Origin of the sequence: Nonomuraea sp. NPDC059007 (assembly GCF_042740555.1) — a bacterium.
Taxonomy (GTDB): domain Bacteria; phylum Actinomycetota; class Actinomycetes; order Streptosporangiales; family Streptosporangiaceae; genus Nonomuraea.
In genome coordinates this window covers 17059-32442 of sequence record NZ_JBHYJD010000019.1, presented here as the reverse complement: position 1 = coordinate 32442, position 15384 = coordinate 17059, and the positions used below count along the sequence as shown (strand labels likewise).

General features: G+C 71.2%; 14 protein-coding genes. 8 read left to right on the top strand and 6 right to left on the bottom strand.

Annotation, left to right across the window (positions count from 1 at the left end; translation table 11 throughout):
* Window positions 1-6: 6 nt before the first annotated feature.
* On the top strand, window positions 7-1566 hold the full coding sequence (locus ACFWY5_RS29145) for an AMP-binding protein (protein WP_379635635.1): 1560 nt from the start codon (window positions 7-9) through the stop codon (window positions 1564-1566).
* Between the two features lie 255 nt (window positions 1567-1821).
* A complete protein-coding gene (locus ACFWY5_RS29140) occupies window positions 1822-3120 on the top strand; it encodes an FAD-dependent oxidoreductase (RefSeq protein ID WP_379618066.1) in 1299 nt (432 codons plus the stop codon).
* Here the strand turns inward: ACFWY5_RS29140 and ACFWY5_RS29135 are convergent.
* Entirely contained in the window at window positions 3074-3955 is an 882-nt protein-coding gene (locus ACFWY5_RS29135) for a type II CAAX prenyl endopeptidase Rce1 family protein (protein WP_379618064.1), read from the bottom strand. The two genes, ACFWY5_RS29140 and ACFWY5_RS29135, sit on opposite strands and share 47 nt — an antisense overlap.
* Window positions 3956-3966: 11 nt before the next feature.
* Entirely contained in the window at window positions 3967-4884 is a 918-nt protein-coding gene (locus ACFWY5_RS29130; RefSeq protein ID WP_379635633.1) for a caspase domain-containing protein, read from the bottom strand.
* Window positions 4885-4946: 62 nt separating this feature from the next.
* On the opposite strand from ACFWY5_RS29130, the gene ACFWY5_RS29125 reads away from it, so the two are divergent.
* A complete protein-coding gene (locus ACFWY5_RS29125) occupies window positions 4947-6113 on the top strand; it encodes a DUF6986 family protein (RefSeq protein ID WP_379618059.1) in 1167 nt (388 codons plus the stop codon).
* Between the two features lie 106 nt (window positions 6114-6219).
* Complete coding sequence (locus ACFWY5_RS29120) at window positions 6220-6900, top strand: copper homeostasis protein CutC (protein ID WP_379618057.1); 681 nt, start codon at window positions 6220-6222, stop codon at window positions 6898-6900.
* A 331-nt stretch (window positions 6901-7231) separates the two neighbouring features.
* Here ACFWY5_RS29120 and ACFWY5_RS29115 read toward each other — a convergent pair whose 3' ends face one another.
* The gene (locus ACFWY5_RS29115; protein WP_379618055.1) at window positions 7232-7834 is read right to left on the bottom strand and encodes a GNAT family N-acetyltransferase; all 603 of its coding nucleotides are present in this window, start codon (window positions 7832-7834) and stop codon (window positions 7232-7234) included.
* Window positions 7835-8018: 184 nt separating this feature from the next.
* Entirely contained in the window at window positions 8019-8768 is a 750-nt protein-coding gene (locus tag ACFWY5_RS29110; RefSeq protein ID WP_379618053.1) for a GntR family transcriptional regulator, read from the bottom strand.
* A 1077-nt stretch (window positions 8769-9845) separates the two neighbouring features.
* On the opposite strand from ACFWY5_RS29110, the gene ACFWY5_RS29105 reads away from it, so the two are divergent.
* Window positions 9846-11282: an OmpA family protein gene (locus tag ACFWY5_RS29105; protein ID WP_379635631.1), complete on the top strand. Its 1437-nt coding sequence runs from the start codon at window positions 9846-9848 to the stop codon at window positions 11280-11282.
* On the opposite strand, the gene ACFWY5_RS29100 is transcribed toward ACFWY5_RS29105, so the two are convergent.
* Window positions 11272-11661, bottom strand: a complete 390-nt coding sequence (locus ACFWY5_RS29100) for a Zn-ribbon domain-containing OB-fold protein (RefSeq protein ID WP_379635629.1) — start codon at window positions 11659-11661, stop codon at window positions 11272-11274. The genes ACFWY5_RS29105 and ACFWY5_RS29100 overlap by 11 nt on opposite strands.
* Window positions 11662-12801 (bottom strand): acetyl-CoA acetyltransferase, encoded by a 1140-nt coding sequence (locus ACFWY5_RS29095; RefSeq protein WP_379635627.1) that lies wholly within the window; start codon window positions 12799-12801, stop codon window positions 11662-11664.
* A 202-nt stretch (window positions 12802-13003) separates the two neighbouring features.
* Here ACFWY5_RS29095 and ACFWY5_RS29090 point away from each other — a divergent pair, with 202 nt between their 5' ends.
* From ACFWY5_RS29090 to ACFWY5_RS29080, 3 genes are read left to right on the top strand one after another with little or no spacing between them, the layout of a single operon-like run.
* Entirely contained in the window at window positions 13004-13510 is a 507-nt protein-coding gene (locus tag ACFWY5_RS29090) for a flavin reductase family protein (protein ID WP_379618252.1), read from the top strand.
* Window positions 13497-14603 carry an acyl-CoA dehydrogenase family protein gene (locus tag ACFWY5_RS29085; RefSeq protein ID WP_379618045.1) on the top strand — a complete coding sequence of 369 codons (1107 nt, stop codon included), beginning with the start codon at window positions 13497-13499 and terminating at the stop codon, window positions 14601-14603. The genes ACFWY5_RS29090 and ACFWY5_RS29085 overlap by 14 nt, the downstream gene beginning before the upstream one ends.
* On the top strand, window positions 14600-15379 hold the full coding sequence (locus ACFWY5_RS29080; protein WP_379618043.1) for an SDR family oxidoreductase: 780 nt from the start codon (window positions 14600-14602) through the stop codon (window positions 15377-15379). The genes ACFWY5_RS29085 and ACFWY5_RS29080 overlap by 4 nt, the downstream gene beginning before the upstream one ends.
* The last annotated feature ends 5 nt before the right edge of the window (window positions 15380-15384 follow it).

The window sequence follows — 15384 nt, the reverse complement described above, 5'->3', positions numbered from 1 at the left end:
GGCGCGATGGAGAGTGTGCCCGGCTGGGGGACGCTCCCCCGCATGCTGCGCGCGCGGGCCGCGGCGTATCCGGACACCCTCGTGGTGGACGGGCCGGTCCGCCTCACCCTGCGCGAGCTGCGCGAACGGGCCGCCGCGGTGGCGCGCGGGCTGATGGCGCTGGGCGTCGGGCCCGGCGACCGTGTGGCGGTGTGGGGGATCAACGACGCCGCGTGGGTGGCGCACGCCTTCGGCGTCTGGGACGCGGGCGCGGTGATCGTGCCGCTCTCCTCCCGGTACAAGGGCTTCGAGGCCGCGGAGATCATCGCGAAGACGGGCGCGGAGGTGCTGGTCACCGGCCCTGGCGCGGGCGGCGCCGTCCTGGCCGACCTGCTGCCGCCCCTGCCGGTCCTGCGCCACGTGATCGTCCCCGACGGGGTACGGCGGGCCGCCACGCTGACCACCTCCGAGCTCCTGGAGACCGGCGAGGGCGACGTCGAGACCAGGGCGCTGGCGGTGAGACCGGACGACCTGTGCGAGATCATGTCCACCTCCGGCACCACCGGCACCCCCAAGGGCGTCATGCTCGACCACGCCCAGGTGCTGCGCGGCTACTGGGACTGGGCCGAGATCGTCACCCTGGGCCCGGACGACCGCTATCCGGTGATCGCGCCGTTCAACCACGGCTTCGGGCTCAACGCCGGGCTGATCGCCTGCGTCCTGCGCCGGGCGACGATGATGCCGGTCGGGGTGTTCACCCCCGATGCCCTGATGGCGCTGGTGGAGTCCGGGAAGGTGAGTATCCTGGCGGGTCCGCCCACGTTGTTCGCCCGGCTGCTTGACGAGCTCGACCGGCGCGACTGGGACGTCTCCTCGCTGCGGGTGGCGATCTGCGGGGCGGCGTCGGTCCCGGCGCCGCTGATCACGCGGCTGGTCGAGCGGGTGGGCCTGGAACGCATGATCAACGCGTACGGGCTCATGGAGGGCACGGTCGTGTCCATGACGCGGGCCGGCGACCCGATCGAGGTGATCGCGACGACCACCGGGCGGGCGGTGCCGGGGATCGAGGTGAAGATCGTCGACCTGGCGGGCGAGGAGGTGCCGCCCGGGGAGCGGGGCGAGGTCCTGCAGCGCGGGTACGGGGTGATGCGCGGCTACTGGGACGAGCCCGGCAAGACGGCGGAGGCGATCGACGCCGACGGGTGGCTGCACACGGGCGACGTCGGCGTGCTGGACGAGGCGGGCAACCTCAGCATCGTGGACAGGAAGAAGGAGCTGTTCATCGTCAACGGCTTCAACGTCTCGCCCGCCGAGGTCGAGGCGCTGCTGCTGCGGGAGGGGTCGCTGGCTCAGGCCGCGGTGGTCGGGGTGCCGGACGACGACTCCGGCGAGGCGGGGTGGGCGTTCGTGGTGCCACGGTCCGGTGCGCGGGTGGACGGCGAGGCGCTGCGGGCGTGGGCGCGGGAGAACATGTCCAACTTCAAGGTGCCGAAGCGGGTGATCGTGGTAGAGGAGCTGCCCGCCAACCCGAACGGCAAGACCGACAAGATCGCCCTCCGCCGGATGGCCGCAGGGAATATTTCCTGACCTGCGGTTTTGGTCGCGCTTGCCGGTCTTTCGCGGATTAGGGTGGAAGTGCGCCGCCTGCCTCAGGGCGGTGCGCGGATCCGTCGCAACCGCTACGTTGACACCGAGGCCGCGCTCGGGATCATGCCCGAACTCTGCCGGAATTGCGGGTGTTCGCGAAAGATGGGTTCGTACGCACGAGCGACCGGGGATACCTCGTTGAGGTTGGCCGGTCGCACCTACTAGGACGTGTCCCCCGCTCCTGAGGAGGCAGGCGTGTCGTTGCGCGTGGCGGTAGTCGGGTCGGGCCCGGCGGGCATCTACACGGCGGAGGCGCTGGTCAAGCAGTCGGCCGAACCAGTCGAGGTCGACGTGCTGGAGCGGCTGCCCACGCCGTACGGGCTGGTCCGTTACGGGGTCGCCCCCGACCACACCTCGATCAAGTCCATCGCCAACTACCTGCGCAAAGTGCTCGAACTCCCCCAGGTGCGCTTCCTCGGCGGCGTCACCCTCGGCGAGCACCTGTCCGTCGAGGATCTCCTGGCGAGCTACGACGCCGTCGTCTACGCCACCGGCGCCATGGTCGACCGGCGCATGGGCATCCCCGGCGAGGACCTGCCCGGCAGCGTGGCCGCCACCGACTTCGTCAACTGGTACTGCGGCCACCCCGACGTCGACCCCGGCCGCTTCGTGATCGACAGCCCCGAGATCGCCGTGATCGGCGTCGGCAACGTGGCCGTCGACGTGGTGCGCGTCCTGGCCAAGACGGCGGAGGAACTGGCCGCCACCGACGTCCCCCACGACGTGCTCGAACGCCTGGCCGACAGCCAGGTCAAAGCCATCCACATGATCGGCAGGCGCGGTCCCGAGCACGCCAAGTTCACGCTCAAGGAGCTGCGCGAGCTGGGCGAGCTGGCCAACGCCGACGTGTGCGTACGCCCCGACGAGGCCGTCGTGCTCGGCGCCGACTTCCCGCGCCAGATCCGCGGCAACATCGACGTGCTGCAGTCATGGGCGGCCCGCGCCCCCGTCGGCCGCCCGCGCCGCCTGGACGTGCGGTTCTGGCTGCGCCCGGTGGAGATCCTCGGCACCGACCGGGTCGAGGGGCTCAAGCTGGAGCGCACCCGCCTGGAGGACGGCCGCGTCGTCGGCACCGGCGTGTACGAGACGCTGCCGGTCGGCATGGTGCTGCGCTCGGTCGGCTACCAGAGCGTGCCGCTGCCCGGCGTGCCGTTCGACACGGGCTCGATGACGGTTCCGAACGAGGCCGGCCGGGTGCGTGAGCGCGAGTACGTGGCGGGCTGGCTCAAGCGCGGCCCCACCGGGGTGATCGGCACCAACAAGTCCGACGCCGCCGAGACCGTCCGCACGCTGCTGTCCGACCTCGCCGGCCACGACAGGGTACGGCCCGCCTCCGTCGAGGACCTGCTGCGCTCGCGCGGCGTCGAGCCGGTCACCTACGAGCACTGGCTGCGCATCGAGGCCGCCGAGGAGGCGCTGGCCAGGACGCTCGGCCGCGGCGAGCGGGTCAAACTGGTCGGACTTGCCGCGATGCGCGACGCAGTCCGAGGCTGAGCACGACGATCCCGAGGGCGAGCACGAGCGTGGTCGCCACACCGCCCTCGGGGCCGAACACGCCGCCGGTGACCACGTCGGGGCCGTTCTCCTTCAGGTCGACGATCGCCATCATGCCCGTGTCGGTGCCGCTGACCTCGAAGCCGAAGACGTTGCCCTGGGCCCAGTTCCACGCCGCGTGCCACAGGCACACGCCCCAGAGCGCGCCCTCCCACAGCGCGTACAGGCCGAGGAGCACGCCGACGAGCACCAGGTTGACCAGGCTGAGCGCGTTGACGCCGGGGTTGAGCAGGTGGAGGGCGGCGAAGAGCATCGAGGACAGGCCGACGCCTACCACGGCCCCGTAGCGCGCGCCGACCACCGGCAGCAGGAAGCCGCGGGTGACGATCTCCTCGGTGGAGCCCTGCACGACCCAGCCGGCGAACACCAGGATCGCCGGGCCGATCGCCGCCAGGCCCTGGGGCACGTTGTCGGTCAGCGTGAAGCCCGGCACGACGAGGATCGCGGTGACCAGGCCGAAGGACAGGACGCCGGTCAGCAGGCCGAGCGCCGAGCGCCGGACGGCGTGCTCGCGGGTGAACCCGAGCGTACGGAAGCCGCGTGCCTCGAACAGCCCGATCCACAGCCAGATCAGCAGCGCGACCGGCGCGAACCCGGTCACCAGGGTCACCAGCATGCGCAGGGACGGGTCGGCGGGCAGGCCGGTGAACGCCAGGATGATCGCCCCGATGAGCCCGCCCAGCAGGATCGCGGCCACGGCGACGACGAGGGCGAGGATCGGATGGGTACGCCGCCTGCCCGAGGTGGCCAGGGCGAAGAGCGGATTGTCCGTCACGGTCAGGAACCCTACTTCCTGGAGCGCCGCCTGCGGGCGACATAGGAGACAGCGGCCACCAGGGTTCCGGCGCCGACCACCACGAGCCCGGCGAAGAAGGCCATGCCGAGCACGTCCAGGGGGTCGACGGGCAGGTTCAGCCGCCAGATGCGCCAGGCGAACCAGCCCGAGGCGAGCATCCCCAGGAGCGACAGGCCGGCGATCACCAGGCCCCAGTAGAGGATGCGGACGGCCCACCCGCCCACGGTCGGCTTCGGATGCTCGAGCACGGGGGCGGGCTCGGGAGCGGCTTCCGCGCGGGCGATGGGCAGGCCGGGCTCGCGGATCTCGACGACGGCGGCCGGGAGCCCGGCGAAGGCGGCCGCGGTGACGAGGCGGCCGGTGCGCAGGGTCTCGACCAGCGCCGGGGTCAGCTTGGAGTGGACGCCCCTGCCGCGGATCATGCCCTGGTCGAGGACGTACTCGACGCGGTCGGTGGCGCTGAGGAAGACCTGGGCGGGCGCGGACAGACCGGACAGGTCGATCGGGGCGCGCCCGGCGCCGCTGAAGCAGCAGTCGAGGATGAGCACGACGTGCCCGGCGGCGGTCCCGGCCAGCGCCCGCTCGACGGCGGCGACCGGCACCGAGGTCGCGGCCGGGTCCTCGCGGCCGGTCGTGGAGGTGGTCAGCAGCAGGCCGCCGGGGGTGGCGACGGCGTGGCAGGCGACGTAGAGCAGGAGCACGTCGTCCGGCTCCCGGCCGGCCAGGAAGGCGGTGATCTCGGCCAGCACCTCGCCCGGGGTGCCGTTGATCAGTTTCCGCAGGGCAAAGCCCGCGAGCAGTGCTTCGCCGAGCGCGTCGGTATCACTCGCGGGCGTCCGTAATTGGGCCATCCCCGGGTCGGTCTGGGTGACGGTCACGATCATCAGCGCCTCACGGGCTGCCGGCATGGGCCCTCCCAAGCTGTGAGATGCTCGGCGAGCTTGCCAGCGCCGCGTTTCCGGAGGAGAACATGCGTGTCACCGTTGGGCATCGGCCGATCACCGGGTTCGCGGAGGAGTACCGGCTGCAGCAGAGCCGCTACCCGATGACCCCGGCCGGCTGGCAACCGGTGCACACGGTCTATGTTCCGGCCGACCGTTTCTCGGCCGACACGGTCGCGACGTGGGGCGGGCAGGCGCTGGAGCTGGCAGAGACCCACCTGCCGGGTCCCGGCGAGCTGGCCGCGGTGTTCGGGGTGAGCGAGGAGCTGGCTCCCGCCGTGCACCGGCGGCTGCTGGGGAAGCTGGCCGCCGAGCCGGTCGAGGACCTGCGCATCGACTTCGAGGACGGCTACGGCGTGCGTCCCGACGACGAGGACGGCCACGTCGAGCAGGCCGCCGCCGCGGTGGTGGCGATGCACGAGGAGGGACGGCTGCCGCGCAGGTGGGGCCTGCGGGTCAAGTCGTTCGCCGACGCCGACCCGGAACGCTCGGTCCGCACGCTGGACGGCTTCCTGACCGAGGTCGTGTCCCGGATCGGCGCCCTTCCGCCGGGTTTCGCGCTGACGTTCCCCAAGGTCCTGATGGAGAACTACCTCGGCCAGTTCACCGCCTTCCTGGAGGATCTGGAGAAGGGGCTCGGTCTCGGCCCGCTGCGCTTCGAGATCCAGGTGGAGGCGCCGCAGACGCTGCCGTTCCTGCGTGCCGGCCTGGCCGAAGGCCGGTTGGCCGCGGCCCACTTCGGCGTCTTCGACTACACCGCCGCGATCGGGCTGCCGCCGCACGAGCAGCGCCTGGACCACCCGGCCTGCGACCACGCCAGGCACGTGATGCAGACGGCGTTCGCGGGCACCGGGGTCGAGCTGTCGGACGGCTCGCTGGCCGCCGCCCCCGCGTCGTCCGCGACGGCCGACGTGCACGCGCTGTGGCGCCGGCACGCCGAGCTGGTACGCCACTCGCTGGCCCACGGCTTCTACCAGGGCTGGGACATGCACCCGTCGCACCTGGTGAGCAGGTTCGCCACCGTCTACGCCTTCCACCTGGCCACCTACGAGGGCTACGCGGCCCGGGTGGCGGCCTGGGAACAGCAGCGGCAGGTGGAGGGCGTCATGGACGAACCGGCCACCGTCAAAACTCTTGTGACGGCACTTTCGCGGGCCCGGTCCGCGCTGGGGGACTTCACCGGAAACCCCGCCTGAACCGGCCTTGTAGGGCAACCTTGACTGGAGGGTTGTCCGCGGGCTGTCTGGATTGTCAGGGAATCGGGTGCAGTGGACGGGTAGCGCACCATATAGCCTCAGCTCCATGACCGGATCCCTCCTTGAGGTGATCGCGCTCAATGTGCGCGACGCCGTGGCCGCCGAACGTGGTGGTGCCGACCGCCTTGAGGTCGTCTCCGACATGGCCGCCGACGGGCTCACCCCAGCGCCGGAAACGGTCGCCGCCATCGCCGCCGAGTGCGCGCTCCCCCAGATGGTGATGCTGCGCGGCGAGGCCGGGTTCACGGCCGACGCCGAAGCGCTCGACCGGCTCAGGAACGACGCCAAGGCGCTGGCCCAGGCCGGGGCCGCCGGATTCGTGTTCGGGTTCCTCGACGCCGACGGCGCCGTCGACCTGGACGCCACCGAGGCCATGATCCACGCGGTGTCGCCGCTGCCGTGGACCTTCCACCGCGCGGTCGACCACGCCGCCGACACCTCCGCGAGCTGGCGCGCCGTCCGGCTGCTGCCGAACCTGGCCACCGTGCTCACCTCCGGCTCGCCCTCCGGGGTGGGCGACGGGCTGCCGGTGCTCAAGGCCCGGTGCGAGGCGGGCGACGCGGGGCTCATCCTCGCGGGGGGCGGCCTGAAGCCGCCGCACGTGCGGGCCCTGCTCGACTACGGCATCCGCGCCTTCCACGTCGGCAGCGCCGTCCGCACCTCCTGGACCGAACCGGTCGACCCCTCGCTCGTCGCCCGCTGGCGCTCCCTGCTCGACCGCGACTAAACCTCACCACCCCGGCCAGAAGACCCACCGGTGGGGCACCCCCTGGCCACCCCAGGCAGCCTCCCCTAAGACAGGCCCAGACAGGCCCAGACAGGCCCGACCAGGCCCCTGAAAGTCGGCTTGGGACCCCGGGGTTTGCCTTGGGCGCCGTCGGGTGGCCCAGGGGGCGCTCGTCGCGGCGGGATGTGCGTGAGCCTTCACGAGCGGCCAGGACAGAGGCCCGCCCGTTACGGCGAGGGGGGTGGGCGCGGCTTCGCCGTAACGGGGAGGCGCGAGAAAGCACGAACGAGCGCGAGCGCGCCGTCAGAACGCGCCTAAGGCCCGCGAACGGTCAGGCGCTCAGCAGGTGCGGCACCGTGAGGTCGCGGAAGGCCGTCGACAAGGCAGGGCGGGTCAGGCGTTGGAACAGGGCGCCGGACGCGCGGTGCGGGAGGTCGACGGTGCGCAGGTGGCGGAAGCCGCGCTTGCGGTAGTACTCCTGCAGGCCGGGGTTGGACTTGGCGCAGTCCAGGCGGAGCCAGGGCAGGCCGACGGCGTGGGTGGTGGCGCCGGCCCAGTCCAGGAGGGCGTCGCCGAGGCCGCTGCCCGACCAGGGGCGGGCCACCGCCAGTTTGTGGACGTAGAGGGCGGCGCGGGGGCGGTCGGCCGGGGTCCAGAACTCGGGGTCGGCCTGGGCGTCGAGGGCGATGGTGGCGACGGGCGGCGCGGCTTCGTCGAAGTCGAGGTAGCGCAGCTCGTCGTCGACGAGGTAGAGGACGTGGGAGTCGATGAGGGGGGCGATGCGCTCGGGGCCGAAGCCGCCTCGGGGCCACTGGCGGATTCCCCGGGAGTGGAGCCAGTCGGCGGTGTCGGCGAGCAGGGTGAGGACTCCGCCCAGGTCAGCGGGTACGGCTCGGCGCAGGGTGAGCGGGTGAAGGAGGGTGTTCGAGTGCATGGGTCTACCCTTCGTTGCGCTGGGTGTCCGGGAGAACACATCTCGTGTGCGCTTCACGGCACGCGGCAGCTAAACGGATATGTCTGGATAAATTACGATTTAGGGGAGCATGCACCACTCCCCCGCCCAGCGAAGTCAGATCTCGCTGCGCGCGGCCGTTGGGATCACCCCCAACCGAGCTCGATCAGCGGCTGCCGAGCTCGTATCTGATCAAGTGCTTGTCGGCGGGAAGCACCGACACCGCGACACGGACCGGCGTGTCCTCCCGGTCGTAGCCGACTCGGACATACACGACGACCGGCGTCCCCAGCTCCAGCTGGAGCCGTTCGACCTCCGCCTGGTTGGGCATCCTGGCCCAGATGTCGTCGACCACGCGGATCTGCGCGTGCCCGAGTTCCTCGAGTACCCGGTTCGCGCCGCGCCCGATGTCGCCCGGCCTGGCGATCTCGGACTCGGCGACCAGGTCATGCGGGAAATAGGAATCGTTGGTGTTGTAGGGCTGGCCGTCGACGAAACGCAGGCGCCGCCGTACCACTGCCAGTTTTCCGTCGTCGAGCTCCAGCCTGCTGGCGATGTCCTCAGCCGGTTGGACCGTCAACACTTCGATGAGCTGGGAGGGCTGGCGGCCTTCCTGGCTGACGGCGTACGCGAAGGCCTCCCGGGGAACTCCCGTGGGTTGCGGCTCCAGTTCGCGTTGCGGATGCATCAGCAGGGCGCGTCGTTCTCTGACGATCGTGCCGCGCCGGGGTGCGCGCGTGACGAGGCCTTCGTTGACCAGTTCCGCGACTGCGAGCCTGACCGTGTTCCGGCTGACGCCGTGGCGCGCGCGGAGCTCCTCTTCGGTCGGCAGCTGCGCCCCGGGGCCGTAGTCGCCGGAGTAGATGGCTCTGCGAAGCTCCGAAGCCACCTGCTGATACAGCGACGGTCTTGCCACTTTCACCCCTTTTGTTCCAACAATTTAGACGATCTGGTTCTAGCAGGCCACAACCCCTTGACCGAACGGCCTTGACAGCCGCATCATCCATTCGTTGGTACAAATCCATCGAAAGGCCGGTGAGGGGGTGAGGGCCGGTGTTGCCGGTCCGCGCGGGTGCGCCGTTTGCGAAGCAAGCGAGCTTGCGAAGCTACCCGCCCTGGCACGATCCCCGTGAGGCAACACGTTTACTGCGTTACGCGTTGCATCGCCAGGGGTTCACCCACACCTACCAGAGCAACGGGAACGGTATGTCCGTGCTGTCCGTGCTAACCGAGTTGACCGTGTGGTGCAGAGACGATTTCTTTGTCTGGCATGAGGAGGGCGTCGAAGTCAGCCACCCCATCGACGACCCGGTTGGCGCAGCACAACGGATCGCCGACCGCCGTCGGCGACCACAGTCCTCTCCCTCGGAGCGTTCCCTAGCGGAACACTCCCCCACCGACTCCGCACGCGAACACTCGGCCTAGGACTCCATCCCTCGCCGGAGTCCTGGCGCCGCCCGCGTCGGAGAAAGGAAACGCACCCTGGCGGGTCCCCCACGCCCGCCAGGGTGCGTTCTCCTGTCTGCGTGTCTTCCCCCTCATCCGAGCCTTCCCGCCCGCACGGACCTTCCCCTTCGTGCGGGCCCTCTCGGCTGTGCGAGCTTCTCTCACCGCCATGATCCGTTACGGCAAGCCGCCCCACCCCCACCCGCCGACCGTGGCCGGGCCCCGTCCAGGGGCACGGTCGTCCAGCGTGCGGGGCGGGCCGCCGTTACGCCCGCACCGTTGACCCGGACCTGATATACCGGGGCCACGAGGCCGGCCTTGACAGGCGGTTTCGGTTGGACGGTAAGTGGGTTGCAAGGACGGTCTACAAAGGTCTGGCGGCATGCGAGTTCCTCTTCGAGCATCCGGATTACTGGCTGTGGCCGTGCTGGCCTGCGGGTGCGGGTCTACTGGTGAGCCCGTCCGGCGGGTGGATCCGGTGCCGCCCTCGCCCGGCGTCACCGCGTCACCAAGTCCCCGCGTTTCCGGGTACGGAACCGAGGGGTTGGTGGGGTACTACTCGGCGGAGCCGTTCAAGATCGACATCAAGGGTGTGGAGCGGACGTCCAAGCTCACGGTGCTGCGCATGGAGATCATGACCACCGCGAACCGGAACACCAAGGGTGATTTCGGGTATGGCAGTGTGCCCAGCGACTTCGCGCGGTTCCGGTTGTTCGATCCGGTGGGCAGGAAGGTGTACTTCACGCTGCGGGCCAAGAGCGGCGACGAGGCGTTCGGGACGCGGCACACCATGGAGGGCAACGGGTTTCCCGAGGACTTCGTGCCTGGAGTGCGGTATCCGGTCGAGGTGTACTTTCCCTTGTTGCCGGCCGGGGTCGAGGCGGTCTCCGTTGTGCCTGATCTGCCGATGGGGCCGATGACCGGGATTCCCGTCGCCGATGCCGCGAGCGAGCCCGTCGCCCGCGAGCGTGGGGCTTCCGGGAGGCCCAAGGCGGGTCAGGTGTTCCAGTGGCCGGTCGTGCTGCCCGAGGGTGACGTCTGGTCCGGCGTCTCCGACGTGAACGAGCTGGTCGAGACGCCGAAGAGGACCACCCTGCAGGAGGGCGCCAAGGAGACCATCGGCCTGCGCACCGACGTGCTGTTCGCCTTCGACCAGGCCGAGCTCGGTGCCAAGGCCGCCGCCGTGCTGGACGAGGTCGCCGAGGAGACCCGCAGGCGCGCCGACCCGGCCAAGCCGCCGGTCGCGATCGTCGGCCACACCGACACCAAGGGCGAGGACGCCTACAACCAGACGTTGTCGGTCCGGCGGGCCGAGGCGGTCAAGGAGTATCTGGCGGCGAAGCTGGGCGCCGGCTACCGGTACGTGACCGAGGGCAAGGGCGAGAGCACCCCGATCGCCAAGAACGACAAGCCCGGCGGCGGCGACAACCCCGAGGGCCGGGCGCGCAACCGGCGCGTGGAGATCTCCTACACGATCAAGCAGCAGGCCCCGGACGTGACCACCACCACGGGGCCCTCGGCCGGCGAGGTACGCGGCCCGACCGGCCCGAACGCGCCGTTCCGCCCGGATCCGGGCGCGCCGGTGGCCGACTTCACCTGGACGTTCGCCAACAAGGACGATCGGCTCAAGGTCGAGGTGCTGCCGCTCTACCGCGACGGGGCCTATCTGGTGGCGTCCTTCGACGTCTCGGCCGTGCGGACCAACATGGTGTTCGTGCCCGCTCCGGCGCCGTTCTCCGGGTGGGAGCACGAGTTCTCGGCGGCGGCCGACTTCGGCGCGTTCACGCTGGAGGATCCGGCCACCAAGGCGCGCTATCACCCGCTGAAGATGGCCACCGAGTTCGTCGAGAACCACGTTCCCGCGCTGCAGACCGGCGAGAAGAGCCGCGCCTACGTGTACTACCCGGCGCCGCCGGACGACCGCACGTCCCTCACGCTGCGGGTGGCCAACGGGCCGTCTCCCAGCGTTCCCATCACCCGGTGATCATCCGCCAGCCGACCAGCGTGAGGGTGTCGTCCACGGCCGTGAACACCGCGCTCACCCGCGATCCGCCCTCGGGCTCGCCGGTCCCTTCCCACGAGCCGTGCACCAGGGCGTCCGGCACCTCGTCCAGGCGGACCATGACCACGATCTCGCCCTGGCCGAAGGGCCGGTGGCTGACCACCCAGCTCTCCACCGTCCCGACCGGCCGGACCGCCACCCAGTGACGTCCCTCGCCCCGGCACCGGGGGCAGAAGGCCCGCGCGGGGAAGCGCCGCAGCCCGCACCCGTCACACTCCTGGACGGCGAACTCCCCCGTGGCCACCCGCTCCCACCACTCCCGCGAGTCCCGGTCGGGCGTGGGCCTGGGATGTGCGGGCATTCACGGGCTCCTCAGGATCAGGGCGGAGGTGGCGGGGAGGATGTAGCCGGGCTGGGAGGTCGACAGCGCCACCCGGGCCCCGGGCACCTGCCGGTCCCCGGCGTCGCCGCGCAGTTGGGAGACGGCCTCGGCGATGTGGTTGATGCCGTGGACGTAGCCCTCCGACAGGAAGCCGCCGTGGGTGTTCACCGGCGGGCCCTCGCCGGAGGCCGCGAAGGGGCCGCCGTCGCCCTTGGCGCAGAAGCCGTAGTCCTCCAGCTGGACCAGGACCGAATAGGTGAAGCAGTCGTAGAGCTGGGCGACGTCGATGTCGGCAGGGGTGAGGCCGGCCTGGCCGTACAGGCGGGGGGCGAGGGTCGCGGCGGCGCTGACGGTGGGGTCCGCGCCGGACAGGAACGACTGGCCGCCGCCCCAGGCGGCGGCCGAGATCAGCACAGGGGTACGGCGCAGCGACCGCGCCCGCTCCGCGGTGGTGATGACCAGCGCGCACGCCCCGTCGGTCTCCAGGCAGCAGTCCAGCAGCCGGAACGGCTCGGCGATCCGGCGACTGGCGAGGTAGTCGTCCAGGGTGATGGGCGTGCGCATGAGGGCGCGCGGGTTCTTGGCGGCGTGGGCGCGCTGGCGGACGGCGATCTGCCCGAGGTGTTCCTCGGTGGTGCCGTATCGCAGCATGTGGGCGCGGGCGGCGAGGGCGAAGTGCTGGACGGGGGCGGTCAGGCCATAGGGGGCCTGGTACTGGACCTCGGGGCTGGGGTTGGCGGCCTGGCCCATGCGGAACTCGGAGCGGGCGTTGATGGCCCGGTAGAAGACGACGGTGTCGGCCAGGCCGGCGGCCACGGCGAGCGCGGCCTGGCCGGCGACGGCGTGGGAGACGCTGCCGCCGCCGAACTGGTCCAGGTACCAGGTCGGGTCGCCGAGGCCCAGGGCCGGGCCGACGAGCGAGGGCGGGACCGAGTCGCCGACGCGGTGGGTGGCCAGGCCGTCGACGTCGGACGGGTCCAGGCCGGCGTCCGCCAGCGCTGCCATGATCGCGCGACAGGCGAGGGTGAGGGTGCTGACCTGGGAGTCCTTGGTGAAGGGGGTGTAGCCGACGCCGACGACGGCGGTGCGGTCCGTGAAGTTGAGCAAGCGCTTGGCCACAGCTCCGAAGCTAGGCTCGCCGTGCGCCGCGTGTCAACGGGATCAGAAAAGGCTCTGCCCATCCAAGCAAGCGCTTGGTAAGCTGGTCTCAGCATCCACGACGAGGAGGCCACGGATGAGCACACACGCAGCCCGGCTGATCAGGCCGGACGGGTGCGACGCCCACTCGTCGTACAAGCGCGGGATTCACAACGGAGCCGCCATGCCGAACGGCCACAACGGGCAGCACGACAGCCGGCGCTTCCGGAACGTGCTCGGCAGGTTCGCCACCGGCGTCGTGGCCATCACGGCGCTCGACCCCGAGAGCGGCGAGCCGTGCGGCCTGGCCGCCAATTCCTTCACCTCCGTCTCCCTCGACCCGCCGCTGGTCGCCTTCTGCGTGGCGCACACCAGTACGAGCTGGCCGAAGGTGCGCGGCGGCAAGGTGATCACCGTGAACGTCCTGGCCGAGCACCAGCAGCCGGTCTGCGCCCAGCTGGCCAACCGGGGCGGCGACAAGTTCGCCGGGCTGGAGTGGACCGGCTCCCCCTCCGGCAATCCGGTCATCGAGGGCGCGCTGGCCTGGATCGACTGCGTGGTCGAGGCCGAGCACCTCGCCGGTGACCACATGATCGTGGTGGCCCGGGTGCTGCAACTGGACACCCACGCCGAGGGCGGGCCGCTGGTGTTCTTCCGCGGGGGCTACGGGAGGTTCAGTGAGCCTTCGTGAGCAGGCGCGGGCCTGGCTGGAGGAGCAGCTGTCCACGACGTTCGCGCACGTGCGCGGCCTCGGCGGGCCCGGTCGCGAGCACGAGGGCCACGAGGAACGTCACGCGTGGGAGCGGCACCTGGGCAAGGCGGGCTGGACCTGCCTGAGCTGGCCCACCCGGTACGGCGGGCGCGCGGCCTCATTGGCCGACCAGATCGCCTTCTACGAGGAGTACGCCAGAGCCGGCGCCCCCGCCCGCGTGGGCCACATCGGCGAGGGCCTGATCGGGCCGACGATCCTGGAGTTCGGCACCGAGGAGCAGAAGGCCCGCTTCCTGCCGGGGATCCAGTCGGGCGAGGAACTGTGGTGCCAGGGGTACTCGGAGCCGGAGGCGGGCTCGGATCTCGCCAACGTCCAGACGAAAGCGGAAATGTCGGGTGATGAGTGGGTCGTCACCGGGCAGAAGGTGTGGACCTCCCTGGCGCACGTGGCCGACTGGTGCTTCGTGCTGTGCCGTACGGAGAAGGCGGAGAAGAAGCATCACGGGCTGTCGTACCTGCTCGTGCCCATGGACCAGCCGGGCGTCGAGGTCCGGCCGATCGTCCAGCTCACCGGCACCTCCGAGTTCAACGAGGTCTTCTTCGACGGCGCCCGCACGCACCGCGACCACGTCCTCGGCGCGCCCGGCGACGGCTGGCGGGTGGCGATGGCCACGCTCGGCTACGAACGCGGCGCCTCCACGCTCGGCCAGCAGATCGGCTTCCGCCGCGAGCTCGACCGGGTCATCGAGGCCGCCAAGCGCACCGGCGCGGCCGGCGACCCGGTGATCCGCGACCTGCTCGTGCGGTCGTGGCTGGAGCTGGAGGTCATGCGGCTCAACGCGCTGCGCGACCCGCAGCTGCCGATCACCAAGCTCTACTGGTCGGAGTGGCACCGGCGGCTGGGCGAGCTGGCCCAGGAGGTCCAGGGCCGGGCCGGGCTGGTCGCCGAGGGCGGGGAGCTGAACGACCTCCAGCGCCTCTACCTGTTCAGCCGCGCCGACACGATCTATGCCGGATCCAGCGAAATCCAGCGCAACCTCATCGCCGAGCGCACCCTGGGACTACCACGATGACGACTCCCCCTCCCTACCCCAGCGCGCACGGCCTGCTCGACGGCAAGGTCACGCTCGTGACCGCCGCGGCCGGGGCCGGGATCGGCTATGCCACCGCGCGCCGCTGCGCCGAGGAGGGCGCCACGATCGTCATCTCCGACCGGCACGAGCGCCGCCTGTCGGAGGCGGCCGAGGCGCTGACCGGGCTGACCGGGGTGAAGCCGCTGGCCGTACCGTGTGACGTGACCTCGCAGGCGCAGGTGATGGCGCTGTTCGACGCGGTGGTCGAGGCGCACGGGCGCCTCGACGTGGTGGTCAACAACGCCGGACTCGGCGGTACGGCGAGCCTCGCGGAGATGACCGACGAGGAGTGGCACGCGGTGATCGACGTGACGCTCAACGGCACCATGCGCTGCACCCGGGCCGCGCTCCAGCACATGATCCCGCAGGGCCGCGGCGTGATCGTCAACAACGCCTCCGTGATCGGCTGGCGGGCCCAGGCCGGCCAGGCCCACTACGCGGCGGCCAAGGCCGGGGTCATGGCGTTGACCAGGTGCGCGGCTCTCGAAGCCGCCACGGACGGCGTCCGGATCAACGCGGTCGCGCCCTCGCTGGCCATGCATCCGTTCCTGGCCAAGGTCACCAGCGACGAACTGCTCGCCGAGCTCACGGCCAAGGAGGCCTTCGGCCGTTCGGCCCAGCCGTGGGAGGTGGCCAACGTGATCGTCTTCCTGGCCAGCGACTACTCCACGTACATGACCGGCGAGGTCGTCTCGGTCTCCAGCCAGCACCCCTGACGCAT